We start from the raw sequence: 26,383 nt of genomic DNA on the forward strand, positions 1-26,383 counted from the left end.
TTACTTTGGGCCTTCGCTGTCCGGGAAGTGGTGCTTAGGCGGCAATGACGCCTTTCGTCGTGACGATCTTGGCGAAGGCATCGGCGAGCATTGCCAGTTCATGATTATGCAGGTCTGCTGCAAGGATGGTTTCGCCAGTCAGGGTGTTGGGCAAATCGCGCGTTGCGGTAGCGTCTGATACGACGCAGACCTGATAGCCTTTTTCATTAGCGACACGCGCAGTGGTCGATACGCAAAGGTGGGTCATGAAGCCCACTAACACGACATGACCAAAGCCGCCTTTTTTCAGTAACTCGTCAAGTTCAGTGCCACCAAAAGAGCTCGGTACGGATTTGGTCAGAACCGCCTCACCATCACGCGGGGCAACTTCGGGCATGATCGCAGCATAGGGGCCGCTTGGATCAAACAGACCCTCCGCATGATGCTGAACATGGATCGCGGTACCACCCTGATCGCGCCAGTGGGCAAGCAACGTCTGTGTATTGGCAAGTGCTTCCGCAAGCTCGGACAGTTTCAATTTCCCATCGCGGTATTCTTCCTGCGCATCAATCACAATCAGCGCCGCGTCCTTGGGCGTTCCGGTCGGAAGAACAGCACCAGCAATATCAAAGATGGTTTGTGCAGTCATATCGGGATCCTCTGGTTGTCGTTTTGATGCCCCATTATTGATCTGCGAATTTGCATTATCCATCGGCGTTATTTCGACTATTATCTGCAATTACGCAGAGAATTGGAGTGCGACATGCCCCTTGATTGGGAAGGATTGCGGACCTTTGCCCTGGTCTGTCAGGCGGGGAATATGAGTGCGGCTGCGCGTGAGCTTGGTGTCAATCATACCACCGTGGCGCGCCGCATTGCCCGGCTTGAAGACTGGGTAGGCTATAGCGTGCTTCATCGCGATGGCCGTGCTGTGACCCCGACCACCCGCGCACAGGCCTTGTTGCAGACCGCATTGCACATGCAGGAAACCCTATCCGGCCTATTGGTGCAGAGCCCGCAGGCGAAAAACGATACACAGCAAATCAGCGGCATCGTCCGCCTGACCGGGGTTGATGCCATCTTGCAGGACTGTGTTGCCCCGCATATGGCGTCCTTGCATCAGCGCTATCCGGGGATCGTGTTGGAGCTGATCGGGGCCAACCGCAATCTTAGTTTGCCACAGCGTGAAACCGATATTGCCATCCGCCTTGCCCGTCCTGAAACCGGCGCGTTTCATATTCGGAGGTTAGGTCTTTTGGAATATGGCGTCTTTTGTAATCCGGATGGACTGCCTTTGGATGCTTTGGACCCCGCCAAAATGCCGTGGATTGATCTTGATGAATTCTTTGCTGACAAGCCCGAACAGAAATGGCTGTCGGATTATTTCCCGGAACGCAAGACGATCGGTTATGCCAATCGTGGATCGATCATGGTGTCGATGATGGAGGGGCATGCCTGTTGTGCGCTGCTGCCGCTCTGTGTGGGGGCGCGGATTGATACACTTACCCAGCTTGACGGGTATCACCCGACCGGGCGCGAAGTCTGGCTTTTGACCCATCAGGACAAACGCCACTTGCCGCCGGTCCGTGCTGTTGCGGATTGGCTCGCGGATATTCTTCTTGATGGGGAATTTATCAGCCGCCTGTAACCGAGATATCGGCAAGTTTACTGAGTCGTGCGACGGTTATGGCATTGGGCAGATCGTTTGTTTCTGCCTTGTTCCGCGCCCGGTCTTCGTCAAAGCCATGGCTGCGCCAGCGGTCGATCAGGCGTTCGCGAAGGGTATCTTCGGGGACTTCGAGATAGATCGACAGATCAAACAGCTTATGAAGCTGGTTCCACGGCGCCTGATCAAGCAGCAGGTAGTTGCCCTCGACGAGGATGATTTTGTGGCGCGGGGTGATGGCGCGCGCCGAGCCGCGTGAGATTTCGAGGCTGCGGTCGAAAAGCGGGACATAGACGTCTTCGTTCGGCATGTCGCGAAGCGCAAGAAGCGTGCGTTTTAGGCCGCCGACATCGAATGTCTCCGGCGCGCCCTTACGGGCCAGCAGTCCACGGTCTTCGAGGATGCCGTTATCGAAGTGAAAACCATCCATCGGCACCACAGCAGCCCCGGCTTTATCACCCCCCAGATGGTGATAAAGCCGGTCGGACAAGGTTGACTTGCCCGAGGCTGGTGCACCGACAATGGCAACGAGGATGCGGCCATCGTCGGCGTGTGTGGCGCGAATGGCTTCCGCCAGATGATCAAGATCAGGTGTCATGAAGCTGTGGTTCTCATATCCGGGGCGTGTCGTCTCAAAGCGTTAAGCAGCACTTTCTGCCGGCGGTTCCTTTGCGCCCGTCATGAAGGCAACCGCGTCAGACATGCTATAATCATCGGGTTTGATCGTGCAAAGACGTTTGCCCAGACGATGAACATGAATGCGGTCCGCGACCTCGAACACATGCGGCATATTGTGCGAAATCAGGACAATCGGCATGCCGCGCGCCTTCACATCGGCAATCAGATCGAGCACCCGTCGGCTTTCCTTCACACCCAGGGCCGCGGTCGGCTCGTCCATGATGACAACGCGTGATCCGAATGCCGCCGCACGCGCAACTGCCACCCCCTGGCGCTGCCCGCCCGAAAGGGTTTCAACCGCCTGATTGATGTTCTGAATGGTCATCAGGCCAAGATCGGAAAGTTTTTCACGCGCCAGGCGCTGCATTTCCTTATGATCAAGTGCGCCGAAATACCTGCCCAGAAGGCCCTTTTTGCGAAGCTCGCGGCCCATGAACATGTTGTCGGCAATCGAAAGGGCGGGGGAAAGGGCAAGGTTCTGATAAACCGTTTCAATTCCGGCCTCACGCGCATGCATCGGGGATGTGAAATGGATCGGCTTGCCATCAAGCTCGATGCTGCCCTCATCAATCGTGACAGCCCCCGAAAGCGCCTTGATCAGCGATGATTTCCCGGCCCCGTTATCGCCAATGACGGCAAGAACCTCGCCGGGATAAAGATCAAAATCGGCGTAATTTAGCGCGGTGACACGGCCATAGCGTTTGACGATGCCGCGTGCCTTAAGAACAGGTTTGATTTCGTTGCTCATGACGACACCTTTCTGATCCATTGGTCAATGGCGACAGCGATAATGGTCAGCCAACCAATCGCAAAGACCTGCCAGAGAACATCCACACCCGCCAGACGAAGACCGGAGTTAAACACGCCAACAATCAACGCCCCGATCAATGGACCAATGATCGATCCGCGCCCGCCAAACAGCGAGATGCCCCCGATGACAACGGCAGTAATCGATTGCAGGTTGGCTTCCTGAAAACTTTGCGGCGACACAGATCCCACACGCCCGATCGATGCCCACGCCCCGATCGCGCACACAAGACCCGCCAGACAATAAACCATGATGAGCGTGCGGTTGGTGCGAATGCCCGAAAGTTCGGCGGCTTCCTTGTCATCGCCAATGGCATAAACATGCCGCCCCCAGCTGGTGTGATTGAGGATGTACCAAAGCACCCCGAAGATCACCAACATCAGGATCGAGCCATAGGTGATCCGGGCGCCACCCAGTGCGATGCTTTCACCAAAGAATTTCAAAAGCGGGGCGATCTCATCCAACGTCTGGCTTCGGATCGATTGCGCACCTGAAAGCCACAGGTTGAGCGCAAAGAAGATATTCCATGTACCAAGGGTCACGATAAAGGGCGGTAGCTTGATCCGGGTCACAAGAAACCCGTTCAATGCCCCGGCACAGATACCGCCGATGCAGCCAATCACGATTGCAATGGGGGCCGGAATGCCGATGGTTACGGCAAGCTGCCCCATAATGACCGACATCAGCACCATGATTGCCCCGACCGAAAGGTCAATGCCCGCCGTCAGGATCACAAGGCTTTGGGCGGCAGCCAGAATGCCGATAATCGACACCTGCTGCATGATCAGCGACAGGTTAAAGGGGGAAAAGAATTTACTGCCGGCGACAAAGCCGAAAATGATGATGGAAAATATCAGAACAATCACCGGCACCATGGTCGGGTTGCCGTGCAGGAAGTGCTGCACGCTGTCAAAAAGACTGCGGTGTTTATGTTCGAATTGCGCGACGCTGCTGTCGCTGGACTCAAGCGCGTGCTCGAATTCCTGTTTCTGGCGCGACGTTTTGGTCTCGCTCATCGTTTCCTCCGGACCTGGTTGCAAACAGGATCAGGTTTTTTGATCCGTCTACCAACACCCGTCCGGCTCTGATGGCCGGTTGGTTGCATGCGGGTGTCATACCAAGTGTAAAGCAAAGTGGGACAAGGAGGGCAGGCGATAAAACTGCCCTCCTTCGAAGCAGGTCGGGATCAGGCCGGCATTAGCCCCAGCAACGATCCATGCCCTCGGCAACATCGATTGACGGTACACCATCGGCCGGCTGATCGGTTACAAGGTTCACACCGGTGTTATAGAAGTTAAGGCCTTCGCTGTTTTGCGGCTTTTCACCGCTATCAGCCCATGCCTTGATCGCCTCAATACCCTTGGATGCCATCAGCAACGGATATTGCTGCGAGGTCGCACCAATCACGCCGTCCTTGACGTTGGCCACACCCGGGCAACCACCATCAACAGACACGATCAGAACGCCTTCCTCCATGCCGAACGATTTCAATGCCTCATAGGCACCCGCCGCAGCCGGCTCGTTGATGGTGTAAACCACATTGATGTCCGGATCGCGCTGCATCAGGTTTTCCATCGCGGTACGGCCGCCTTCTTCGTTGCCGTTCGTCACGTCATGGCCAACGATCCGGTCGTCATCCTCGTCCCCGATCTTGTTGGGGTCCTTGATGTCGATGCCAAATCCTTTCATGAAGCCCTGATCGCGCAGAACGTCGACCGACGGTGCACTCGGCGCAAGGTCAAGCAGGGCGATTTTGGCGTTGGCAGCATCTGTGCCAAGCTTGGCTGCCGCCCACTGACCAATCAGCTCGCCGGCCTTGAAGTTATCGGTGGCAAAGGTCGCATCGGCCGCATCAATCGGCTCAAGCGGCGTATCAAGTGCAATGACGATCAAACCGGCATCGCGCGCCTTTTTGACGACCGGAACAATCGCCTTGGTGTCCGATGCTGTCAGAAGGATGCCCTTGGCACCCGATGCAATGCACGATTCGATGGCTTGGACCTGCGTTTCATGGTCGCCATCAATCTTGCCGGCATAGGTCGAAAGATCGATGCCAAGTTCTTCGGCCTTGGCCGATGCCCCTTCCTTCATTTTCACAAAGAACGGGTTGATGTCGGTTTTGGTGATCAGGCAGGCGCCGATTTCGTCGGCTTTTGCCGCGTTCGGAGCCGCAGCAATACCCAGTGCAAGCGCACCAAGGGCGGCGCCAAGAAGTGCTTTCTTCATTTGTTTCCTCCCAGGACTGAACCTGAATATGTGGCCATTTGGGCCTGATTTGGTTGTTTTCCAACAGGTCGTGACGCACTTTTTGTGACGGGCCTTCAACCTGTATGGCGCATACGACACACCAAATGCGCGAACCTGTCAATTAATAAATCCGATTGATTTATTAATTATTCCTGTCACTCTTGTCCCCAATCGGGCATTAAAGATCCCGAGTGGGAGGACCAAATGTCAGACAGCATCTCTGCCAACCCGGATGATACCGGGGCGGATGATCGCACAACACGTCCGCTGCATCCGGGCGGCGGCGCAAACCAACTTCGCGTGCGCGCCTACAATGAACGGCTGGTGCTGTCGCTTGTCCGTCGTAATGCCGGTCTGTCCAAGGCCGAAATCGCAAGGCTTTCCGGCCTGTCTGCCCAAACCGTTTCTGTCATCATGCGTGCGCTTGAAAAGGATGGCCTTTTGATGCGCGGCACACCTGTGCGCGGCAAAGTCGGCAAGCCCAAAGTCCCGATGGCGCTTAACCCCGACGGGGTTTATTCCTTTGGCCTTAAGATCGGTCGGCGCAGTGCCGAATTGATCCTGCTGGATTTCGTTGGCTCTGTGCGCGCGACCAAGCGCGAAGCCTATAAATACCCGACGCCTGATGGCATTCGACGCTTCGTTCGGGAATCGGTTGATGACATCACAACCGGTCTCACGGCCGACCAGCTTGATCGCATTGCCGGGATCGGGATTGCCGCCCCGTTTGAACTTTGGAACTGGGTTGATGAGGTCGGCGCACCCGTCGAAGACATGAATGCCTGGCGCGAAGTTGATCTCGTCGACACCATCGGCGCCATCGTACCCTTCCCGGTCTTTCAGCAAAACGATGCGACCGCGGCCTGTGGGGCGGAGCTGGTCTTTGGCTTGGGGCCGAACTATTCCGACTTCGCCTATTTCTTTATTGGATCGTTTATCGGCGGTGGCGTGGTGCTTAATCAGGCGCTCTATGCCGGGCGCACCGGTAATGCAGGTGCCTTTGGTTCCATGCCGGTGTCGTCGCGCAGCGGCCATCCCAGCCAGCTGATTGATCAGGCCTCCATCTTCGTGCTCGAAGAAATGCTGACCCGCGAGGGGCGCGATCCCGCGATGCTGTGGCGTGATCCGGATTACTGGCATGGCTTGGGCGAAACGCTTGATATCTGGATTGTCCATACCGCGCGCAGTCTGGCAATTGCAATCACCTCGGTCTGTTCGGTGATTGATTTCGAAGCAGTGATTGTCGATGGCGGCTTCCCGGCCGATGTTTGTGACCGGGTGGTTGCCGCCACGCGTGCCGCCATTTCAGAACTCGACCTGCAGGGGATTGACCGTCCCCATATCGAACAGGGACGGGTGGGCAGTGCCGCCCGCGCCATCGGGGCGGCCAGCCTGCCACTGTTCTCGCGCTATTTGCTTGATCAGAATGTGCTGTTCAAACAGATGGCCTAAGCCAAGTTTTCCCTAGAAATTATCTTTGCGCTTGCGGATCTCGGTAAAGATCGCAACCGGGCTTTCGCCCGTCATGCCAAGCGCCTCGGCAACGGATGGATCATCCGCGCGCAGGAACGGGTTGGTAGCAAGCTCGACATCCAAACGTGATGGAATGGTCGGCAGGTTGCGCGCCCGAAGCCCGTCAATATCCTGGCACCGTGCGGTCAGAATCGGATTGTTCGGCTCAATCGTTTGGGCAAAGCGGGCATTGGCCTGGGTATATTCATGGCCGCAATAGACTTGCGTGCTGGCGGGCAGGTTGCGGAATTTGCAAAGCGAGGTCCACATTTGCTCCGGCGTGCCTTCAAACAACCGCCCGCAACCCAACGCAAACAGGCTGTCACCCGAGAACAGCGCCGTAATCGCCGGGAAGTAAAAGGCGATATGGCCGCTCGTGTGGCCCGGCACATCAAACACCCGCCCTTCCAGATCACCAATCAGGACCTGATCCCCCTCGGCACAGGTTTCATCCATGTTGGGAATGCGCGCGGTTTCGGCGGTCGGGCCCAGCAATTTGGCACCATATTCCTCGATCAATTCTGCATTGCCGCCGATATGGTCATGGTGGTGATGGGTGTTGATCACCAGATCCAGTTTCCAGTCACGCTCCTCAAGGGCGGCAATCACCGGGGCGGCTTCGCCCGGATCGATGATGGCGGTGACTTCACTGCGGTGGCAGCGCACAAGATAGGTGTAATTGTCTGAAAGACAGGGAATGACGATCACTTCACCGGCGGCCATAACGTACCTCTGAACCTGAATTAGCTTTGGTCCAAGACTATCAGGATGTTGTGTCTTGAAACAATCACGCAAAACCACCCCAAGCGGATTGCAAAAACATTCCCGTGCCGGATCGGGAATGATAGGCTGATCTCATGCGTCAGGATGTCGTTGATCTTCACCGTTTTTATGCCAGCAGCATCGGGCAGGCCGCCCGTCGTCTGATCCGCAGGCGTTTGCGCGTCATGTGGTCGGATGTCCGGGGCATGCGTGTGCTAGGCTTTGGTTATGCCACGCCCTATCTGCGTCCCTTCATTGGCGAGGCAGAGCGCGTCATGGCCTTCATGCCCGCGCGCCAGGGCTGCGTGCATTGGCCGGCGGACGAACAGAACCGCGTGGCATTGACCGAAGAAACCATGTTGCCGCTGCCTGATAGTTCGGTGGACCGCATTCTTCTGGTCCATCTGGTTGAACATTCCGATTCCATGCGCCGCCTGATGCGTGAATGCTGGCGGGTGCTCACACCCAATGGCCGGATTGTCGTGGTGACGCCCAACCGAAGCTCGCTCTGGTCGTGGTCGGAAAAGACGCCGTTTGGCTATGGCCATCCCTATAGCGTTTCGCAGCTTCAGAACCTGATGCGCGAAAACATGTTCCTGCCGGTCCAGCACAGCCGCGCCCTTTTCATGCCGCCGACCAATATCCGGCTTTTGCTGCGCTGGTCGCAGATGTTTGAAAATATCGGATCGCGCCTGTTCAAGGCCTTTGCCGGGGTTTCGATCGTCGAGGCCGGCAAGCAGCTTTATGCCAGCTCCGGCACGCCACAGCGCAAACGTCGTCTGGTGCATATTCCCGTAACCGTGCCGCCACTCCGCCCGGCCGATGGCAATCATCAGCACCTTGTTACCCATAAACGGGACAAACGAGACAATCAAGCCAATGATCCCCAGAACAGCCAATCCGAAAGCTGTGAGAAAAATGGCGAAGTCATAGGTAATCGTCGATTGCTCAGCGTGCAGATGCGGCAAGGCCAATCCCGAAACTGACAAAAATCGTGCCTGAAATGCGCTGGAACCATTTCTTGCCATTGCCGATCAGGAACCGGCGCGACCGCGCCGCAAACAGCGCATATCCCATGATCGATGAAAACGACATGATGACAAAGGTGGCGTCCATGATCGCAAACTGCATTGCCAGCGGTTTTGTGTGATCGATGAAAAGCGGGAAGAGTGCTGTGAAGAAGGCAATGGCCTTCGGGTTGCTGGCCGATACGATCAAACCTTGTGCGTAAAGGCGAAGTGCACTTGGTCGACCGGAAGGAACAGCTATTGGATCAGTATGAGTTGTGCCAGCCACGCGACTTTCGCGCCAGAATTTGATGCCCAGCCAGATCAAATAGGCCGCACCCACATAATGGATGATCGTGAACAAAAGACCTGATGTCATGATCAGGGCGCCAAGCCCCAATGCGGATAGTAGACCCATCAGACCGGTGCCAGTCACACAGCCCAGTGCCCCAAGAAGGGACGCACGCATATCAAAGCGGATGGTGTTGGTAATACCCAGCATGATGGCCGGGCCCGGTGTCAAGGTCGCGATCAGAACAGCAAGGAAATACAGGGCGAATTCATCAAGTGTCATGGTGGCGCACTTCAAGTGGTTCATGGGGCGATGGATCAGCCATACAAGTCCAAGTCAAGTATCCTGTCAATTGGCGAAAATGCGCGACACATCGGCAAAAGCAAACAGGCCACCGAATTTCGGTGGCCTGTTGTTTCAAATATACCGCGAAGATACCCGAACTTAATGTTCGACGTCGCGCCAGATTTTACGTTTCACCGCATAGAGCATTGCGGTCAGAACGATCAGGAACAGGATCACTTTCATGCCCAGCGCCTTGCGGGCTTCAAGTTCCGGCTGTGCCGTCCAGTTCAGGAACGCCGAAATGTCACGTGCGTGCTGTTCAAGGGTCATCGGGGTACCGTCCGTGTACTCGACCGCTTCATCATAAAGCGGCGGAGCCATGGCGATCTGATGGCCCGGGAAGTAGTGGTTGTAATACTTCCCGTCAGCAAGGTCGAAGCCCTCAGGTGCTTCGTCCTCATAGCCGGTCAGAAGGCCGAACACATAGTCCGGGCCACCCACACGTGCCTTGTTCATCAACGAAAGATCCGGCGGAATGGCGCCGCCATTCGATGCCGCAGCCGCCTTTTCGTTCGGGAACGGAGACGGGAAGTAATCCGCCGGGATGCCCGGACGGTCGAACATGTCGCCGTCGTCATTCGGGCCATCCTCGATGTCATACTCCGCAGCAATCGCCTTGATCTGGTCTTCGTTGAATCCAATGCCCTCAAGGTTACGGAAGGCAATGAAGCGCAGGCTGTGACAGCCGGCACAAACGTTCTTGTAGACCTGGAAGCCACGCTGCAGCTGGGCACGGTCATAGGTGCCAAACAGACCCTGCCAGCTCCAATCCTGTGCCGCAGGTGCCGGCTGATCGCCGCCAGCAGCCTTGGCTGCACCACCAGTGAATGCGGTAACCGCGAAGGCGGCAGCAATTGCGGTCAGTGCGAACTTACGCATTTGCACCCTCCTTCAAAACAGATTCGCTGATGCTTGCAGGAAGCGGTTTGGTGCGTTCAAGTTTTCCAACCAATGGCATCACCACAAGGAAGTGTGCGAAATAGTACAGCGTCGAAAGCTGACCCATCACGATGACTTTCAGACCCGGAATACCCAGGAAGTAGTCATCCGGTGCCTTCGCCCCGCAATAGCCGAGGATGAAGGTGTCGATCACAAACAGCCAGAAGAACCATTTGTAAACCGGACGGAATTTCGAGCTGCGAACTTTCGACGTATCCAGCCACGGAATAACGAACAGGATCACGATCGAGGCAAACATCGCCAGCACGCCAAGCAGTTTTGCCGGGATGCCAAAGATGGTGAAGTCGATCGACCGCAGGATCGCGTAGAACGGCAGGAAGTACCATTCCGGCACGATGTGCGGCGGGGTGACCAGCGGGTTCGCCGGAATGTAGTTATCCGGGTGACCAAGATAATCCGGTGCAAAGAACACAAACGCCGAGAAGAAGATCAGGAATACGCCCAGACCATACAAATCCTTGATCGTGTAGTACGGATGGAACGGAATGCTGTCTTGCGGTGTTTTGATTTCAACGCCCGTCGGGTTGTTCGAGCGCACGCTGTGCAGCGCCCAGACATGCAGGACAACAAGGCCCAGAATGACGAACGGCATCAGATAGTGCAGCGAGAAGAACCGGTTCAGCGTCGGGTTATCAACCGAGAAACCACCCCACAGCCAGGTCACCAGCGGATCGCCAATGATCGGGAAGGCAGAAAACAGGTTGGTAATAACCGTTGCACCCCAGAAGGACATCTGGCCCCACGGCAGGACATAGCCCATGAACGCGGTTGCCATCATCGCCAGAAGGATCAGGATACCGATCCACCACAGCATTTCACGCGGTGCTTTGTATGACCCGTAATACAGGCCACGGAAAATATGAATGAACACAACGATGAAGAACATCGATGCGCCGTTCATATGGATATAACGGATCAACCACCCATAGTTCACATCACGCATGATGCGTTCGACAGACTCGAACGCCATGCTGGTATGCGGGGTGTAGTTCATCACCAGGAAAATCCCGGAGAGAATCATCGTCACCAGAACGAAACCGGCCAGGGAACCGAAGTTCCACATATAGGACAGGTTTTTCGGTGTCGGATATTCGTATGCAGAGTGGTGCAGCATGGAGATGACCGGAAGACGGTCGTCAACCCATTTGACCACTTTGTTGTTCCACTGAGGTGCGCTCATAAACCTGCTCCTTACCCGATCCGGACCGACGTGTCGGTCAGGAATTCGTATTCCGGAACGACAAGGTTCAACGGTGCGGGGCCGCGGCGGATACGGCCCGACGTATCATAGTGCGAGCCATGGCATGGGCAGTACCAGCCATCGTAATCACCACGGGTTTCGCCTGTGGCCGTGCCCATCGGAATGCAACCCAGATGGGTGCAGACGCCGACGACGATCAGCCACTCTTTCTTTTCGACGCGTGCATCGTCGCTCTGCGGATCGACGAGTTCATTCAACGCGACCTCGTTGGCCTCATTGATTTCGCGTTCGGTACGATGGCGGATGAAGACAGGTTTGCCTCGCCACATCACCTTAATTGCCTGGCCAACCGGGATGTTGGCCAAATTTACCTCAACCGAGGCAAGTGCGAGAACGTCCTTGGACGGGTTCATGCTGTCCACGAACGGCAACAACGCACACCCGACGCCGACGGCGCCGACTGCTGTGGTCGCCAAGGTCAGGAAATCCCTGCGGTTCTCGTCCGGCTGCTCGCCGGAGGAATGCACCGTTTGCGACATAATTAATCCCTCTTTCTGCCCCCAAAACAGGCATGCGGCCTAAAACAGGCATACGACCAATTTGGTAATGCGGAATGCCAAAACCAAGACTTAGGACATCATGCCGGATTTTCCATTGATGAAAATCAAACAATTCCGTTCCCAGAAGCCTTTAGACCTGTTTGAGGTCGTATACTAACAAAAAACCGGTTTGTTAAGGAGAACTTGGAGTTGCAAATTGTTTGCATTCAACTGGATCAGAAGGTTTTGCGCTGCACAAATCGGTAAAACATAGCGTAAATGCGGGTATCGGGCCCTTTTGCCGACCAATGACTTGCGGCTTTAGTTTTTCATATTCCAAAAAAGTCTAATAGCGACGCTAACGGGTAATTAGATTTATCCATCTTGGACAAAGCCGTTAGACAAAATATCGAAAACGATTCTACAAAGAGCGCATGAGAATCTGCTTATTCGAACCCGACATTCCGCAAAATACCGGTACGATCCTGCGCATGGCCGCCTGCTTTGGCCTGCCGGTCGATATTATTGAGCCCTGCGGGTTTCTTCTGACCTCGGGCGCGCTCAAACGTGCAGGGATGGATTATCTGACCAAGGCCAGCTATATACGCCATGCTGATTGGCGCGCCTTTGTCGAGGCCCGCGAAGACGGAACTCTGCCGGGGCGTCTGGTGTTGCTGACGACCAAGGGGGCCGAACCCTATTGCGATTTTGAATTTCGCGCCGATGATATCCTGATGCTGGGCTCGGAAAGCAAAGGGGTGCCAGATCAGGTGCATGACTATGTTGATGCCCGCGTCGTCATTCCGATGCAGCCACAGATGCGATCGCTGAATGTCGCCATGGCAACCGCAATGACACTGGGCGAAGCGCTCAGACAGACGAATGGCTTTCCTGCAAGCCAGCCCGGCGCAGGACCTGTTGAATAAACCAAACGAGTGACGCAATGACGGACGCAAAGAGTGCTGCAAAACAGGCAATGAAAACGAGCACCGACCACAAGGTCGAGGATGCCGTGATTGCCAAACGCAAACAAATCGCCCAGGACTGGTTCCGCCAGTTGCGTGATGACATTTGCGCCAGTTACGAAGCGCTTGAAGACAGTTATCAAGGCCCGCTTTCCGACCGCGCACCGGGGCGTTTTGAACGCACCGTCTGGGAGCGCGGCGAAAACGAAGGCGGCGGCGAAATGTCGGTCATGAAGGGCCGGGTGTTTGAAAAGGTCGGGGTCAATATCTCGGTCGTGCATGGCGCGTTTTCCGAAAAATTCCGCAAGGAAATCCCCGGTGCCGATGAAAACCCGAACTTCTGGGCTGCGGGCATTTCACTGGTCGCTCATCCCTGCTCGCCCCATGTGCCGGCCGTTCACATGAACACCCGCCACATCGTGACCACCAAGGCATGGTTTGGCGGTGGCGCCGATCTGACCCCGGTCTTCCCCAAGGATCAAGATACCGCTGATTTCCACGCGGCGCTTAAGTCCGCCTGCGATGCCCATGGCGATGACTATTACGACCGCTTTAAAAAATGGTGCGATGAATATTTCTGGCTGCCGCACCGCAATGAACCGCGCGGCGTTGGCGGGATTTTCTATGATTATCTCGACGCCGATTGGGATGCGGATTTCGCCTTTACCCAGGATGTCGGGCGTGCGTTTCGCGATATCTATCCGGAACTGGTCAAACGCCACTACAACAAGCCCTGGACCGATGAAGAACGCCGCGCCCAGCTCATCAAGCGCGGGCGCTATGTCGAGTTCAACCTGCTCCATGATCGCGGCACGCGCTTTGGCCTGATGACCGGCGGCAACACCGAAGCCATCCTGATGTCGCTCCCGCCCGAGGCGAACTGGCCTTAGGGCCTTATGGTTCTGAATGGATGCCCGCCTTCGCGGGCATGACGCGACGAAAACGGGCGAGGGGAACTTCCGTCATTCCCGCGCAGGTGGGAACCTCGCACCGCTTGCCCGATCTGCGCTATCGAATTCTGTCAGCCAATCGCGTCATAAGGTCCATACGCTCATGGAAAATCGCGACGATCAATGCGGGCGCATTGTCGCGTGGCAGACAGAAGACGTAATGTTGCGCGCAGCGCACCATCCGAAGATTTGGAAAAAGTTCGCTCATGTCATGGAATGAACCACGCCCGGCGACAAGATCATCAATGCCCTTCTCCAGCCTAGGGTCTGAACCCAATTGAATGCTTGAAATGGTCGCGAGGCATTCGTGCGGATATCAGGAGCTTTGCCGCAGAAAGGCTTGCTGCCTTTCAAGGTGAAACGACGCAATAGCCCGTGCGAATGCCTCCGATCCAAAGGACATCAGAAGAATCTGCGATCTGCTTCGTCAATCCCCTTGCGCGGGAAGCACCCCGCGCTACATCGATTTCCTAGCATTTCTTGATTCTTCTGATGCCATTTTAAACATTCAATTGGGTTCAGACCCTGTCGACATAGCGCCGCACTTGGGCTGGGCCCCACTCCTTGTTGGTATAGCGAATGATCCCGCGCAGATCGGCTTCTGCCTCTGCGCTAAGGATATAACCCGTCACGCGGGCTTCTCGCTCAGTTCTTCCTCAAGGATTTCAGCGATATTTTTGGACGAAACGTTCCCCGCAACCCCATTCTGGATACGATTTTCGAGTAGGGTTTTCAGCTCCATCCATGCCTTGTCCGCATTGGCATCGTCCGGGAACAAGCGTTCAAGCGCGTATTGCTTGATGGTCTTGCCCTGCAAGGCCGCCGTCGCCTTCAGGCTTTGATGCTGCTGGTCGGTGATGTCGATCGTCAAGCGGCTCATAGGGCAATCTCCCAACAAATGTGCAAACCCACATTAACACATATGTGGGTTTGTTGCTATTGCGTGGTCTGTTTCATCAAACGGATGTTTTTCCAGCGATGCCGGCCGTTATTTGCCCCGCGCAGCGAAAATCCGCCCGATGGTATTCAGCAAAATCTGGGCTGCCAGAATGGCAGTCGTTCCGGTGTGATCGTAATCGGGGGCAACTTCGACCAGATCAATGCCAACGATATCGCCCCGCTTGGCAAGGCCAGCGATGATTTCCAGCACGTCATAATACAGGAAGCCGCCATGGCTGGGCGTGCCTGTACCCGGCGCGATGGACGGATCAAACCCATCAATATCAATCGTCAGGTAATATCGCTTACCGGCCGGAATACGTTCCAGAACACCTTCGACACCAAGCTTGCGCACTTGGCGGACAGACAGGATGTCTGATCCCTGTTCACGGGCATAGTCGTAGCCCTCCTTGGCGGTGGAGGACACATTGCGAATGCCAAGCTGGGTCATGCCTGATACCCACGGCTTTTCAATCGCACGGCGCATCGGGTTGCCATGACCATTGCGCACGCCGTGGCGTTCATCGACGAAATCCAGATGGGCATCAAACTGCACGACATGCACCGGTTCCTGTTCGGAAAAGGCATTGATGCAGGGGATGTTGATCGAATGATCCCCGCCCAGAACAACGGGCAGGGCACCGGCGGCCAAAATCTTGCGCACACCAAACTCGATATTGGCGTGGCTGTTGATGGTGTCAGTATGGATGATATCGGCATCGCCAATATCGACCATCCGGACCCCTTCAAGATAGGTCACGTCATCTTCATGGTCATAGGCACCGGCATGGCCAAAGGCAAAAAGGGTCGATGCCTCGCGAATGCCGCGCGGGCCAAACCGCGCACCGGATCGCCACTGGGTGCCGAAATCAAACGGCGCACCAAGGATGGCGACATCGGCATCAATCGCATCCCAGTTCTCGACATAGGGGCTTTTGGAAAAGGTCGAAATGCCAACGAATGGCAGGTTCAAACGCCCGCTGTTATAGCCATGCTCTGTCATGAAAAATCCCCTGTCGAATGTGGTGTGCGCGAAGCCTCACTCTAGGGGACTGGGTGCTGCTGTTACAGCAAAGAATGCAGGAATTTGCGAGCGATCAGGTCTCGTTGGTCAACCAGTCGAGCAACGTGGTTGTCGTATCGCTGACCGACCGGCTGGGCACCACCCAGTATCCGCGATCCGGGCGGCTGACTTCCGCGCCAACCGTGACAAGCGACCCTTGCTCGATGTGATGCTCAATCAATCCCCGCCACCCCAGTGCGACGCCCTGTTCGGCGAGGGCGGCCTGAATGACAAAGCCATAGGTATTAAGCCCCAGATCCCCTTGCGCCGGTTTGCGGTCAATCCCGTGATCGGCAAGCCAGCTTGCCCAGGTCAGCCAGCGTGATTTGCCACTGACTTCCAGATGCAAAAGGGGTGCTCTGGCAAACTGGGCCGGATCATCAAACGGGCCGTATCGCTCAAGAAATCCCGGCGTGCAGACCGGAACCACCCTTTCCGGGATTAAAAGCTTTGCCGTTTCGGGGAAGTCTTCTGCCGCCCCGAACAACATGGCGGCATCGGTTTCGCGGCCAAGTTCATCATCAAGGCCTTGCGATGCAATGATATGGACTTCGGCCTCGGGATGCAGGCGGCGGAAATCGGTTACGCGCGGCATCAACCAGAATGCCGCAAACCCGAAATCGGTAAAGATCCGCACCGCATGGTCCTGCGACGACCGTCGGGTATCACGCACTGCCTTGTCGATATGCTCGACACTGCTTTGCACGGCTTCAAACAGGATTTCACCGGCATCGGTCAATCGACTGCCGCCTTGCGATCGGTGCAGCAGCGAGACGCCCAACTGATCCTCGACCCGCTTGATCTGATAGGTCACGGCAGGCTGGCTTAGACCCAGTTCACTGGCTGCGCGCGTCAGACTGCCCAGCCGTCCAACTGCTTCGAAAATCCTCAGCCATCCAATGTCGAGCGGTCTTTGCATTATAAAAATTCTTTATGGAAGTGATTAAAAAACAGCGGGTTTCTTTGAGTATCGATTTATGGATTTAATGTGGGCCAGACGGTCGACGTCAAGCGGAATAACAAAAAGACCCAATAAAACGCACCCGAAAAGGGGCAGGGTTTCCAGCTTGCGTTAGCCCGTATCAAACGACCAAGGGGTGCTTTTCTCGTCAATACTGTCATCTCGATGATGGTTGGATTACGGCACCCCGATAAGGAGTGCATGACTAATGACGTCCCCGAATATTCTGATCCTGATGGCCGACCAGTTGAACGGAACCCTGTTCCCGGATGGTCCTGCGGATTTCCTGCATACGCCGCATTTGCGCAAGCTCGCGGAGCGTTCCGCGCGTTTCCGCAACTGCTATACGGGCTCGCCGCTCTGTGCGCCGGGACGGGCGTCCTTCATGGCCGGTCAGCTGCCCAACCGCACCCGGGTCTATGACAACGCGGCCGAATTTTCTTCCGACATTCCGACCTATGCACACCACTTGCGCCGCGCGGGATATTACACCTGCCTGTCGGGCAAGATGCATTTCGTCGGCCCCGATCAGCTTCACGGGTTTGAAGAACGCCTGACCACCGATATCTATCCGGCGGACTTTGGCTGGACCCCGGATTATCGCAAGCCGGGCGAACGCATTGACTGGTGGTATCATAACCTTGGCTCTGTCACCGGTGCCGGTGTCGCCGAAATTTCCAACCAGATGGAATATGATGACGAGGTCGCCTACAACGCGACGCATAAGCTTTATGATCTGTCGCGCGGTCATGATGAACGCCCATGGTGCCTGACGGTTAGCTTCACGCACCCGCATGACCCCTATGTCGCGCGCAAGAAATTCTGGGATCTGTACGAAGATTGCCCGGAACTTGAACCGGATGTGGCCCCGTTTGAGTTCGACGATCAGGACCCGCATTCTCAGCGTCTGATGCATGCCAGCGACTACACCGCCTTTGATATTCAAAAGGAAGACGTACGTCGTTCGCGTCAGGCCTATTTCGCCAACATCTCCTATATCGACGACAAGGTCGGTCAGATCATGGAGGTGCTCGAAAACACCCGCCAGCTTGATAACACCATCATCGTCTTTGTCTCTGATCATGGCGACATGCTGGGCGAACGTGGTTTGTGGTTCAAAATGAGCTTCTTTGAAGGCTCGGCCCGTGTGCCGCTGATGATGGCAGGACCGGGCATTGCACCGGGCCTTTATACCGATCCGGTTTCAAGCCTGGATGTCACCCCGACGGTGGCCGATCTTGCCGGGATTTCCATGGATGAAGTGCAGCCCTGGACCGATGGCATGTCGCTTTGTGGAATGCTTGAAGGCAAGCCACGTACGGAACCGGTTCTGATGGAATATGCCGCCGAGGGGTCCTATGCCCCGCTGGTCTGTATCCGTGAAGGCAAATGGAAATACACCTATTGCACGCTTGATCCCGAACAGCTTTTCGATCTGGAAGCCGATCCCAAGGAACTGACCAACCTTGCAACCGATCCGGCCCATGCCGATCAGCTTAAAGCATTCCGCAAGCAGCGTGCAGCGCGTTGGGACATGGACGCCTTTGATTCGGCAATTCGCGAAAGTCAGGCGCGCCGCTGGATCGTTTACGAGGCGCTGCGCAACGGTTCCTACTTCCCGTGGGATTACCAACCGCTGCAAAAGGCGTCCGAACGCTATATGCGCAATCACATGGATCTGAATGAGGTCGAAGACAAACAGCGCTTCCCGCGAGGGGAGTAAGAAGCAGCGTCGGCCAGCCATGTGGGACGGCTGGCCGGCGCTGCCTCAACTCAATTACGAAACCATTGCGACACCACGTCACCAGATTACGAGACGACAAAAGTGCCTAATCAACACCGCCTCGCAGTCCGGCCCGACGCTTTTCGTGCTCGACAGCTTTGTTGAGAATGTCGGCAACTATATCAGCAATCTGGTCGTGATCAGCTTCTGGAGCGAAGCCTACAACGACAGCAACTGGCAGGCTGGCTGGACGATCTTCTATTGGGCCTGGTGGGTGTTATGGTCACCGTTTGTCGGCATCTTTTTTCCCGCATTTCTCGCGGTCGCACGGTGCGTGAATTTACCCTTGGGGTGCTGTTCATCCTGGTCCGACAGTCGAAGCACCGGGCGAGGCAAAATAGCCCCGCAATGGCTTGAGCATTCTCACCAGAATGCGATGCGGACCGTCCGGTATCACGGGCGGTCCGTTTTTTATGGAAAACGCCGCACATGATTTGTGTGATGATTGCCGCGCCGGTTTTCATCAACGCGCGGACAACTGCAATATTGCCGATGCCCCGTTTGGTCGGGATATCCTCGAAAGCGTCGTGGAAATGGTGTTTTACCACGTACTCAATGGCGAAAGTAATCCTCATACTATTTGTCGGAGCTGTCCCCCGTGACCGATCAAAAGTGCCGGGCAGAGGGCCGTCACTGCGATTGCGCTGCCGAAGTTTCACCGCTGTGGGTGTCCAGCGGATTAAGGACTTTCCAGTCGGCCACCTTTTCATTGATGATGCCGCTATTGACCAGACATTGGCGAACAAAACCGCTTTTGTGCAGGGCATTCAATCCGTGATCCAGGGCCTTAATCAGGTTCCGGGCACCAGGCAGGCGGCTTGAGACCATGAAATGCTGGCTGCCCGGCAGGATCACTTTAACGCCAGGCATTGGATACAGGGTGATGTCCTCATATCGGCGCGCCAGATCGGGCTTGAATGAGAATTCCAGCAAGGTGAAGTCAGCCCGCCCGGCATTAATCAGACTATAGATTTGCAAGGTCGTCGGGGCATTGGCGAGGCTTTGGGGCGCGAGGTTTTCAAGCGCCTCCCAATCCAGCCGCCAGGTGCGAATGGACACAGCCCGCATGTCATGCACATCGGAAATGGGCGTGTCACTGCTTAGCGCATATGCGTCAGCGCTGACATAAACGCCTTTCTCAAACTTGCCCTTGCGCAGGATTGGGGCTGACTTCAGTAAATCCGGGTCGGCGTCGATATTGAATTCCCAGTCCGATTTGACATCGGCCAGGCCATTGCTGACCATCTTGCGGCCACGTTCGGAATTGGGCGACAGCACGGGTTTGACACGGGCCTCAAGCCCGCCGGATGTCAGGGCTTCCTGCAGGATGGAATAGATGACAAGCGACGCGCTGCTCGGGTGATCGGCAAGGCAGGACCGGCATTCCGGATCCGGATTAAGCTGACAGGCCTGCACATCTTCAAACTCGCTCTCGCGCACGGGCAGCCTGATTTCGAGTGGTTCGGCTGCACGAAGCGGTCCGCTGGCCAGCATTGCCAGCAGAAAAAGCACGATGGTAACGGCAAAAAGGATGGGTGCCCTGGCCTGTAGGTGTGCTGAGCCGGTGTGGGGGCGCATTGTGGGATCCGGTGATGGTTGTTTTCGGGATGCTTTTGCCTACATGTGATCGCAGTTCTTGGATTTCATCCAGGGCGAGATAAAATTTTTGCAAGCTGGGATTCGATCAATGAAAAACACCCCTGTGCGCATGGCTCGGGGTGTTTTCAAAAAATGTGAATAATCGATCCGATTATTCAAAAAAATCACTCAGCGGCAACGGCGGTATTTTCGCCGCGCACCAGCGCCATGTAATCTTCCATCATGGTCTTGCAGACCTGACCCGGGGTGAAGCTGTACGGGCCGATTTCCGCCACCGGGGTGACTTCGGCCGCGGTCCCGGTCAGGAAGCATTCTTCGAAATCTGCCATTTCTTCAGGCATGATCGCACGTTCAATCACCTCGTACCCGCGTGCTTTGGCCAATGCGATCACGGTACGGCGCGTGATGCCATCCAGGAAGCAATCCGGTGTCGGGGTATGGATCTGACCATCCTTGATGAAGAAGACGTTGGCACCGGTGGCTTCGGCCACCTGACCGCGGTAATCGAGCATCAGGGCATCGGCGTAGCCTTTGCGTTCTGCTTCGTGCTTGGAAAGCGTGCAGATCATGTAAAGACCTGATGCCTTGGCATTGGTCGGTGCGGTGTTCGGTGCCGGGCGGGCCCATTTCGACAGGTCAAGACGGATGCCCTTAAGGCGTTCTTCCGGTGCGAAATAGCTTGGCCATTCCCAGCAGGCAATCGCCACATTGATGCGCGTGGTCTGGGCGGAAACGCCCATCATCTCACTGCCGCGCCAGGCAATGCGGCGAATATAGCCCTCGGTGATGTTGTTGGCAGCCAGCGTTTCGATGACGGCGTCATCGAGTTCCGCGGCGCTATAGGGGATTTCCATGTCCAGGATTTCGCCGGATTCGATCAGGCGTTCGCCATGTTCGGCCAGCTTGAAAACCTTGCCGTTATAAGACCGTTCACCTTCAAATACCGCGCTCCCGTAATGGACAGCATGGCTGAGCACATGCAAAGTGCTTTCACGCCATGGTTTAAGTTCGCCATTATACCAGATATAACCATCGCGGTTATCAAAGGTCGGAGTCGTCATTTGCCAAATTCCATTTCAAGAACGTTCCTGGACGTAACTTTATGTCCTTATTTGTCTGGTCGAGGTAACATTCATAGATTAATGTGTCAATAAAACTGACATAACGGATAAGCATGGCAGATATCTCTACACGCAAGGTCAACCCGCTTTTTCTGCGGGAAGAAGAACTTAGACAAGGCATTGAATTGCTGTTCTATGCCTACCGTGATTTCACCGAAGTCGCGGACCAGATGCTTGCGCAATATAATTTCGGTCGCGCCCACCATCGGGTCATTTATTTCGTCAGTCGTAACCCCGGTATTACGGTGAGTGACCTGTTGGCGATTCTCAAAATCACCAAGCAGTCGCTGTCACGCGTGCTCGGCCAATTGGTGCGCGAAGGTTTCATCGAACAAAAGACCGGTTTGCAGGACCGCCGCCAGCGTTTGCTGACCCTGACCGAAAAGGGCGAGGCGCTTGAACGCGAGCTGACCGAACAGCAGCGCGCTCTGATTGCCGCAGCCTATCGCGAGGCAGGGGCAGAATCGGTCGAAGGGTTCCGCAAGGTCATGATGGGCATGATGGAAGAAAAGGACCGCAAACGGTTTGAGGATGACGGCCCCGGTGGCCTGCGCCGCCGTGCGGGATAAGCGCGAAGATGAGGATGGCGGCCACAATTTTGACGTGGTCATGCTTACGCTTTTGAAAGACTTTCGCGCCAAGTTGTTCGGTATTGCTTCAGATTGATTTCGGTGTTCAGGAAAACCCCATGACCGGTGCTGATCAGCCACATGTTCTTGTGGTCGATGATGATGACCGTTTGCGTGACCTTCTTACCCGCTATTTGGGCGAGAACGGCTTTAGCGCGTCTGCGGCACGTGATGCCAGCGAAGCACGCGCCAGCCTGGCGGGCTTGCAGTTTGATCTGATCGTGCTGGATGTTCTGATGCCCGGGGAAAAGGGTGTCGATCTCGCGCGCAGCATGCGCGAAAGCGGATCAAAGGTCCCGATCCTGTTGCTGACCGCACTGTCCGAAACCGAAGATCGCATCGCAGGGCTTGAAGCCGGGGTTGATGATTACCTGGCCAAGCCGTTCGAGCCGCGCGAACTCGTACTCAGGATCGAGGCGATCTTGCGCCGCTATGGTGAGTCGCCGGCGGTCGAAGATACAGGATTGGCGCAGGAGGCTGATAGCGTCGCGTCCTTTGGGGCGTTTCGCTTTGATCTGACACGCATGATACTGCAACGTGGGGAAGAGCATATCTATCTTACCACGGCCGAGCAGGCGTTGCTGAGCGCGCTGGTCGAGCGGCGCGGGCAGACAACATCGCGCGAGCAGCTTCACGGGATGATCAGTGGCAATGCCATTGATCCGAGCGCCTCGCGCAGCATCGATGTCCAGGTCACGCGCCTGCGTCGCAAATTCGAAGAAGATCCCAAACAGCCAAGATACTTGCAGACAGTGCGTGGTCAGGGCTATGTCCTGTATACAGACTTAAGAGCGCCAGAAAAGCGACCATGAAAACGGACAGGGATAAGCAGCGTGGGTAGCGAACAGAACGGACGGATCAAATCACTGATGCCGACGGGGCTTTTGGGCCGGTCGCTTCTGATCCTGATGACGCCGATGCTGCTGTTGCAGATCGTCACCGTCCTGATCTTCTTTGAACGCCACTGGGATACGGTGGCCCGACAGCTGAGCCGTGGACTGGCCGGGGATGTTGTTTTCGTGATCGACTATCTGGGGCAATATCCGGATCCGGAACATTACGAGTGGATCCAGAATTCGGCCCGCGCGCGCATGCAGCTTGATATCGTGTATGAGCCCGAAGCGATTCTGCAACGCCAGATTAGCAAGCCGCCAATCGGTCTTGTGTCTGAAGAGTTGTTTCATGCGCTTGATGAACGCCTGCAGCGGCCATTCTTCTTCGACCTGGATCTTGATGACCGTCAGCTGGAGATTCGTGTCCAGACGAAAGAAGGGGTCTTGTCCATCATTGCCCCGCGCAAACGTCTGTACAACTCGACGACCTATATCTTCTTCATGTGGATCGCCGGTTCTGCTCTGATCCTGTACGGGGTCGCGGTGATCTTCATGCGCAACCAGGTCCGCCCGATCCGGCGTCTGGCCAAGGCCGCCGATCAGTTCGGGCGCGGGGTCGACGTAGATGACTTCAAACCCGAAGGAGCGGCCGAAGTCCGTATGGCGGCGTCATCCTTCATGTCGATGCGCGATCGTATCGGGCGCCATCTGTCACAGCGCACCGCCCTGCTTGCCGGGGTGTCGCATGACTTGCGGACACCGCTGACCCGCATGAAGCTTGAATTGGCCATGCAGCAAAGCTCGCCCGGTGTTGATGCCCTGAAACAGGATGTCATCGATATGGAGCGCATGGTGGATGCCTATCTGGCATTTGCGCGCGGGGAAGAGGGTGAAAAGGCGGTTCTGACGGATATTGGCAAGCTTCTGACCGATCAGGTCGGTGAAGCCTTGCGCGATGGTCAGCAGATTGACCTTCATATTGAAGACAGCCTTGAGATGGAGCTCCGCCCGCAATCGATGAAACGCTGCGTGGCCAACATCATGTCCAATGCCGGGCGCTATGCCAACAATCTGTCGGTGCGTGCCGGACGCCGCAGACAGGATTACGAGATTGTCTTTGATGATGATGGTCCAGGCATACCAGCTGACAAACGCGAAGAGGTCTTCAAGCCGTTTTACCGTCTAGAAGAGTCCCGCAATCAGGCGACCGGCGGCGTTGGCCTTGGCATGACGATTGCCCGGGATTCCGCACGTGGTCATGGTGGCGAGGTCCATCTTGAAGATGCGCCGGGTGGTGGTCTGCGGGTGCGTCTGGTGCTGCCCATCGGTCATTAAGATCCGAACATCAAACGACAAAAGCTCTGCGACTGGCAGAGCTTTTGTCGTTTTCGTTCTGACGAAGAAGTTGAATAGTCAGCCTTCCCGGTGTCTTAACTCCACGACATAAGCAGAAAAGGGGGGAAGGTCAAATGTGGGCCCTTGATGCGCTGAGAATGCCAGTAGATTGTTATCGTTGTATTTTTTTGCTCTTTAGAGAAATTGCATATGTTAATTTCTCTTAGGTAGTGTTATGGCAGAGAGTGCAATCTAGGGGTGATTATGTTCTGCTGGGGAGGCGGTCAGGTGATTAGTAAAGAACAAACTTACTTTATAAAAAGCGTTCTGTGCGTTCCTGTGATTGCGGGATGTATGTATGTTCTGCCCGCTCATGCCCTGTCGGCAGGCTGTGGCAATATCGCTGCCAGCAACTTTACCAGTAATATCGGGACGAATACTGACACGATTGGACCGTTCAATTTTGAGGCTGGTGAGCAGCTTACGGTGGCCATGTCGGCATCAATCACTCTGGATGTTGAAGTCACCGTCGATGGACAAACCAAGAGTATTCTAAACAACAATTCCGGGTCTCTTGTCTTTACAATAAATAACACGGGTTCAACGAACATCGTCCTGAATACGATCAATTCTGCGAGCCGTCCCGATCCGCTCAATTGGAACCCGTCCTATACCTTTAGCTGCACCGGGAGTTCAGATGATTCATCATCTTCGAGCACGACAAATGCGCAGCAGGCTGTTGACAAAGATGTGGGGCAGGCGCAACTGGATGTTGTTTCCACAAATATTGGCGTGCGCATTGCGAACATCGGGAGCCCGGCCGGGATCAGCCGAAATTCTCCTTCGGGGGCTGGTCGCAGTATCCCGGGCGGAGGAGGCAATCCTGTCAATGATCAACCAAGCAACTTCTCGAATTTTGCCGGTCTTGGAGACAGTACGGGGGCTAACGCGCAGAGGGCTGCGTCGATCCGTGACCTTTTGATGCGGGCATCCTTTGATACCTCTGGCATGTCTTATGGGATAGCGGGTGATGAAAATGGCCCGGATGCGTCTGATGTTCTTCGAACCAGAAGTGACCTGCCAGCGGAGCGGCCGCTTACCGTATGGGGATACGGGTCCTTTACGTCTGTCGAGAATGACCGCAACAACGATGCCGGTGATTTGCGCTATGATGGTGACGTTTGGGGGTACAATCTTGGTTTTGATTACGCCGTTATGCCGAACGCCTATATGGGGGTCTCATTTGGCTATTCCGAAACCGATCTGACCACAACGTTTAATTCCGGCACCTATGACGAAAAGAACTTTTCAGCGACGCCGTATGCTGTTTTCAATGTTAGCCAGAACCTCAAAATATCGGTTCTTGGCGGGTATAGTTTCGGGAACCAGGATCGCGAGCGAGATGCCAATGTGACCTCAAGTACCGATACGAATATGTGGTATGCGGCGACAACGGCCAGCTATCGGTTCCGCCCCAATGAGGAGATTCCGTTGGATCTTAATGCGAATACAAGCTTTCTTGGTTCCCGGAAGACGACGAATGCTTATACGGAAAGTGACGGTACGTTTGTAGCCAGATCAACTAGCACAGGTCTTCAGGTCAAGCCGGGCTTTGAAGCGAGTTACTTGTTCGACCAAAACGGGACAGTGATACAGCCTTTCACCCGCGTCGATTTTGTCTATGATCTTCGTGATAAAACAAACGACGATAGCAACGCCTTTGACGTTGGTGGTGGTGTTCGGTTCGGGAATGCGAACAGTGGGTTTGCAGGCAGTCTTGAGGGGCAAACACAATTGGGACGCGACGATTACAGCGAGTATTCTGTTGGTGGCTTGATTTCCTATGGCATTAGTATCAACAGTATTTTCGGCAACGGAGAAGCTTCGCTGTCTCCGTATGTTCGAAGTAATTATGTTGAGGAAAATCAGACCATCGCAACCGGCATTGATTATGTCGATGCAGGTGCAACGTTTTCTATTGATCTAAAGCGTAGCTTGGCCAGTGAGAGCGATGTCAAATATTCGGTCCTGTCGCTGCATGCCAGATTGGAATTCTAGAGCGTTTTGCGTTTAATCTGCTGTATTCTGTGTGCTTTTGGTGTGTCGTTTTGCAAGGAACAACAGCGTGCAGAATGATGTGACGGGGCGGGCCAAACGGTGTAACGCTGCGAAACGCCGTCAAAAGCAAACCCTATTGGCCGGGATAACC

At 55.3% G+C, this 26,383-nt stretch carries 27 protein-coding genes; 11 read left to right on the plus strand and 16 right to left on the minus strand.

Features of this window, described 5'->3' with window-relative positions; genetic code table 11:
* Positions 1–34 precede the first annotated feature (34 nt).
* On the minus strand, positions 35–628 hold the full coding sequence (locus tag ACXAIA_RS12190) for a cysteine hydrolase family protein (RefSeq protein ID WP_475349565.1): 594 nt from the start codon (positions 626–628) through the stop codon (positions 35–37).
* A gap of 114 nt (positions 629–742) precedes the next feature.
* Between ACXAIA_RS12190 and ACXAIA_RS12195 the strand changes: the two genes are divergently transcribed.
* Positions 743–1,627 (plus strand): LysR family transcriptional regulator, encoded by an 885-nt coding sequence (locus ACXAIA_RS12195; protein WP_475349566.1) that lies wholly within the window; start codon positions 743–745, stop codon positions 1,625–1,627.
* Here the strand turns inward: ACXAIA_RS12195 and ACXAIA_RS12200 are convergent.
* The 4 genes from ACXAIA_RS12200 to ACXAIA_RS12215 all read right to left on the minus strand — a co-directional run bounded on the left by ACXAIA_RS12200 (position 1,614) and on the right by ACXAIA_RS12215 (position 5,357).
* Positions 1,614–2,243 carry a nucleoside triphosphate hydrolase gene (locus ACXAIA_RS12200; protein WP_475349567.1) on the minus strand — a complete coding sequence of 210 codons (630 nt, stop codon included), beginning with the start codon at positions 2,241–2,243 and terminating at the stop codon, positions 1,614–1,616. The two genes, ACXAIA_RS12195 and ACXAIA_RS12200, sit on opposite strands and share 14 nt — an antisense overlap.
* A 42-nt stretch (positions 2,244–2,285) precedes the next feature.
* Positions 2,286–3,071: an ATP-binding cassette domain-containing protein gene (locus ACXAIA_RS12205; RefSeq protein WP_475349568.1), complete on the minus strand. Its 786-nt coding sequence runs from the start codon at positions 3,069–3,071 to the stop codon at positions 2,286–2,288.
* On the minus strand, positions 3,068–4,147 hold the full coding sequence (locus ACXAIA_RS12210) for an ABC transporter permease (RefSeq protein WP_475349569.1): 1,080 nt from the start codon (positions 4,145–4,147) through the stop codon (positions 3,068–3,070). Before ACXAIA_RS12210 ends, ACXAIA_RS12205 begins: the two co-directional genes overlap by 4 nt.
* Positions 4,148–4,328: 181 nt before the next feature.
* Positions 4,329–5,357, minus strand: coding sequence for a substrate-binding domain-containing protein (locus ACXAIA_RS12215; RefSeq protein WP_475349570.1), 1,029 nt, complete (start codon positions 5,355–5,357; stop codon positions 4,329–4,331).
* A gap of 225 nt (positions 5,358–5,582) precedes the next feature.
* Here ACXAIA_RS12215 and ACXAIA_RS12220 point away from each other — a divergent pair, with 225 nt between their 5' ends.
* The gene (locus ACXAIA_RS12220) at positions 5,583–6,830 is read left to right on the plus strand and encodes an ROK family transcriptional regulator (protein WP_475349571.1); all 1,248 of its coding nucleotides are present in this window, start codon (positions 5,583–5,585) and stop codon (positions 6,828–6,830) included.
* Between the two features lie 12 nt (positions 6,831–6,842).
* On the opposite strand, the gene gloB is transcribed toward ACXAIA_RS12220, so the two are convergent.
* Positions 6,843–7,613, minus strand: coding sequence for a hydroxyacylglutathione hydrolase (gene gloB, locus ACXAIA_RS12225; RefSeq protein ID WP_475349572.1), 771 nt, complete (start codon positions 7,611–7,613; stop codon positions 6,843–6,845).
* 134 nt (positions 7,614–7,747) lie between these two features.
* Between gloB and ACXAIA_RS12230 the strand changes: the two genes are divergently transcribed.
* Complete coding sequence (locus ACXAIA_RS12230) at positions 7,748–8,638, plus strand: methyltransferase domain-containing protein (protein ID WP_475347047.1); 891 nt, start codon at positions 7,748–7,750, stop codon at positions 8,636–8,638.
* Here ACXAIA_RS12230 and ACXAIA_RS12235 read toward each other — a convergent pair.
* From ACXAIA_RS12235 to petA, 4 genes are all read right to left on the minus strand, one after another.
* Complete coding sequence (locus ACXAIA_RS12235) at positions 8,601–9,257, minus strand: LysE family translocator (protein WP_475347048.1); 657 nt, start codon at positions 9,255–9,257, stop codon at positions 8,601–8,603. The genes ACXAIA_RS12230 and ACXAIA_RS12235 overlap by 38 nt on opposite strands.
* Positions 9,258–9,395: 138 nt before the next feature.
* Entirely contained in the window at positions 9,396–10,175 is a 780-nt protein-coding gene (locus ACXAIA_RS12240) for a cytochrome c1 (protein WP_475349573.1), read from the minus strand.
* Positions 10,168–11,436 carry a cytochrome b gene (locus ACXAIA_RS12245; protein ID WP_044827803.1) on the minus strand — a complete coding sequence of 423 codons (1,269 nt, stop codon included), beginning with the start codon at positions 11,434–11,436 and terminating at the stop codon, positions 10,168–10,170. The genes ACXAIA_RS12240 and ACXAIA_RS12245 overlap by 8 nt, the downstream gene beginning before the upstream one ends.
* Positions 11,437–11,447: 11 nt before the next feature.
* Positions 11,448–11,996 carry a ubiquinol-cytochrome c reductase iron-sulfur subunit gene (gene petA / locus ACXAIA_RS12250; protein ID WP_044827804.1) on the minus strand — a complete coding sequence of 183 codons (549 nt, stop codon included), beginning with the start codon at positions 11,994–11,996 and terminating at the stop codon, positions 11,448–11,450.
* A gap of 434 nt (positions 11,997–12,430) precedes the next feature.
* Here petA and ACXAIA_RS12255 point away from each other — a divergent pair, with 434 nt between their 5' ends.
* Positions 12,431–12,922 carry a tRNA (cytidine(34)-2'-O)-methyltransferase gene (locus ACXAIA_RS12255; RefSeq protein WP_475347051.1) on the plus strand — a complete coding sequence of 164 codons (492 nt, stop codon included), beginning with the start codon at positions 12,431–12,433 and terminating at the stop codon, positions 12,920–12,922.
* Between the two features lie 50 nt (positions 12,923–12,972).
* Positions 12,973–13,851, plus strand: coding sequence for an oxygen-dependent coproporphyrinogen oxidase (gene hemF, locus ACXAIA_RS12260; RefSeq protein ID WP_475349598.1), 879 nt, complete (start codon positions 12,973–12,975; stop codon positions 13,849–13,851).
* A gap of 578 nt (positions 13,852–14,429) precedes the next feature.
* Here hemF and ACXAIA_RS12265 read toward each other — a convergent pair.
* From ACXAIA_RS12265 to ACXAIA_RS12280, 4 genes are all read right to left on the minus strand, one after another.
* The gene (locus ACXAIA_RS12265) at positions 14,430–14,543 is read right to left on the minus strand and encodes a type II toxin-antitoxin system RelE/ParE family toxin (RefSeq protein ID WP_475349574.1); all 114 of its coding nucleotides are present in this window, start codon (positions 14,541–14,543) and stop codon (positions 14,430–14,432) included.
* A complete protein-coding gene (locus ACXAIA_RS12270) occupies positions 14,540–14,791 on the minus strand; it encodes an antitoxin (RefSeq protein WP_475349575.1) in 252 nt (83 codons plus the stop codon). Before ACXAIA_RS12270 ends, ACXAIA_RS12265 begins: the two co-directional genes overlap by 4 nt.
* Positions 14,792–14,899: 108 nt before the next feature.
* Positions 14,900–15,853 (minus strand): agmatinase, encoded by a 954-nt coding sequence (gene speB, locus ACXAIA_RS12275; RefSeq protein ID WP_475349576.1) that lies wholly within the window; start codon positions 15,851–15,853, stop codon positions 14,900–14,902.
* A 94-nt stretch (positions 15,854–15,947) separates the two neighbouring features.
* Complete coding sequence (locus tag ACXAIA_RS12280) at positions 15,948–16,832, minus strand: choline sulfate utilization transcriptional regulator (protein ID WP_475349577.1); 885 nt, start codon at positions 16,830–16,832, stop codon at positions 15,948–15,950.
* Between the two features lie 250 nt (positions 16,833–17,082).
* Between ACXAIA_RS12280 and betC the strand changes: the two genes are divergently transcribed.
* Together betC and ACXAIA_RS12290 are read left to right on the plus strand one after the other, a co-directional pair.
* Complete coding sequence (gene betC / locus ACXAIA_RS12285; RefSeq protein ID WP_475349578.1) at positions 17,083–18,597, plus strand: choline-sulfatase; 1,515 nt, start codon at positions 17,083–17,085, stop codon at positions 18,595–18,597.
* A gap of 19 nt (positions 18,598–18,616) precedes the next feature.
* On the plus strand, positions 18,617–19,090 hold the full coding sequence (locus ACXAIA_RS12290) for a BCCT family transporter (RefSeq protein WP_475349579.1): 474 nt from the start codon (positions 18,617–18,619) through the stop codon (positions 19,088–19,090).
* 197 nt (positions 19,091–19,287) lie between these two features.
* On the opposite strand, the gene ACXAIA_RS12295 is transcribed toward ACXAIA_RS12290, so the two are convergent.
* On the minus strand, positions 19,288–20,169 hold the full coding sequence (locus ACXAIA_RS12295; RefSeq protein WP_475349580.1) for a hypothetical protein: 882 nt from the start codon (positions 20,167–20,169) through the stop codon (positions 19,288–19,290).
* Between the two features lie 251 nt (positions 20,170–20,420).
* A complete protein-coding gene (locus ACXAIA_RS12300; RefSeq protein WP_475349581.1) occupies positions 20,421–21,317 on the minus strand; it encodes a branched-chain amino acid aminotransferase in 897 nt (298 codons plus the stop codon).
* A 113-nt stretch (positions 21,318–21,430) separates the two neighbouring features.
* On the opposite strand from ACXAIA_RS12300, the gene ACXAIA_RS12305 reads away from it, so the two are divergent.
* From ACXAIA_RS12305 to ACXAIA_RS12320, 4 genes are all read left to right on the plus strand, one after another.
* Positions 21,431–21,946, plus strand: coding sequence for a MarR family winged helix-turn-helix transcriptional regulator (locus tag ACXAIA_RS12305; RefSeq protein WP_475347061.1), 516 nt, complete (start codon positions 21,431–21,433; stop codon positions 21,944–21,946).
* A gap of 119 nt (positions 21,947–22,065) precedes the next feature.
* Positions 22,066–22,818 carry a response regulator gene (locus tag ACXAIA_RS12310; protein ID WP_475349582.1) on the plus strand — a complete coding sequence of 251 codons (753 nt, stop codon included), beginning with the start codon at positions 22,066–22,068 and terminating at the stop codon, positions 22,816–22,818.
* A gap of 21 nt (positions 22,819–22,839) precedes the next feature.
* Positions 22,840–24,174 carry an ATP-binding protein gene (locus ACXAIA_RS12315; RefSeq protein ID WP_475349583.1) on the plus strand — a complete coding sequence of 445 codons (1,335 nt, stop codon included), beginning with the start codon at positions 22,840–22,842 and terminating at the stop codon, positions 24,172–24,174.
* A 288-nt stretch (positions 24,175–24,462) separates the two neighbouring features.
* Positions 24,463–26,232: an autotransporter domain-containing protein gene (locus tag ACXAIA_RS12320; RefSeq protein WP_475349584.1), complete on the plus strand. Its 1,770-nt coding sequence runs from the start codon at positions 24,463–24,465 to the stop codon at positions 26,230–26,232.
* Positions 26,233–26,383 lie beyond the last annotated feature (151 nt).

It is taken from the genome of Thalassospira sp. ABL2_045, from assembly GCF_056161285.1.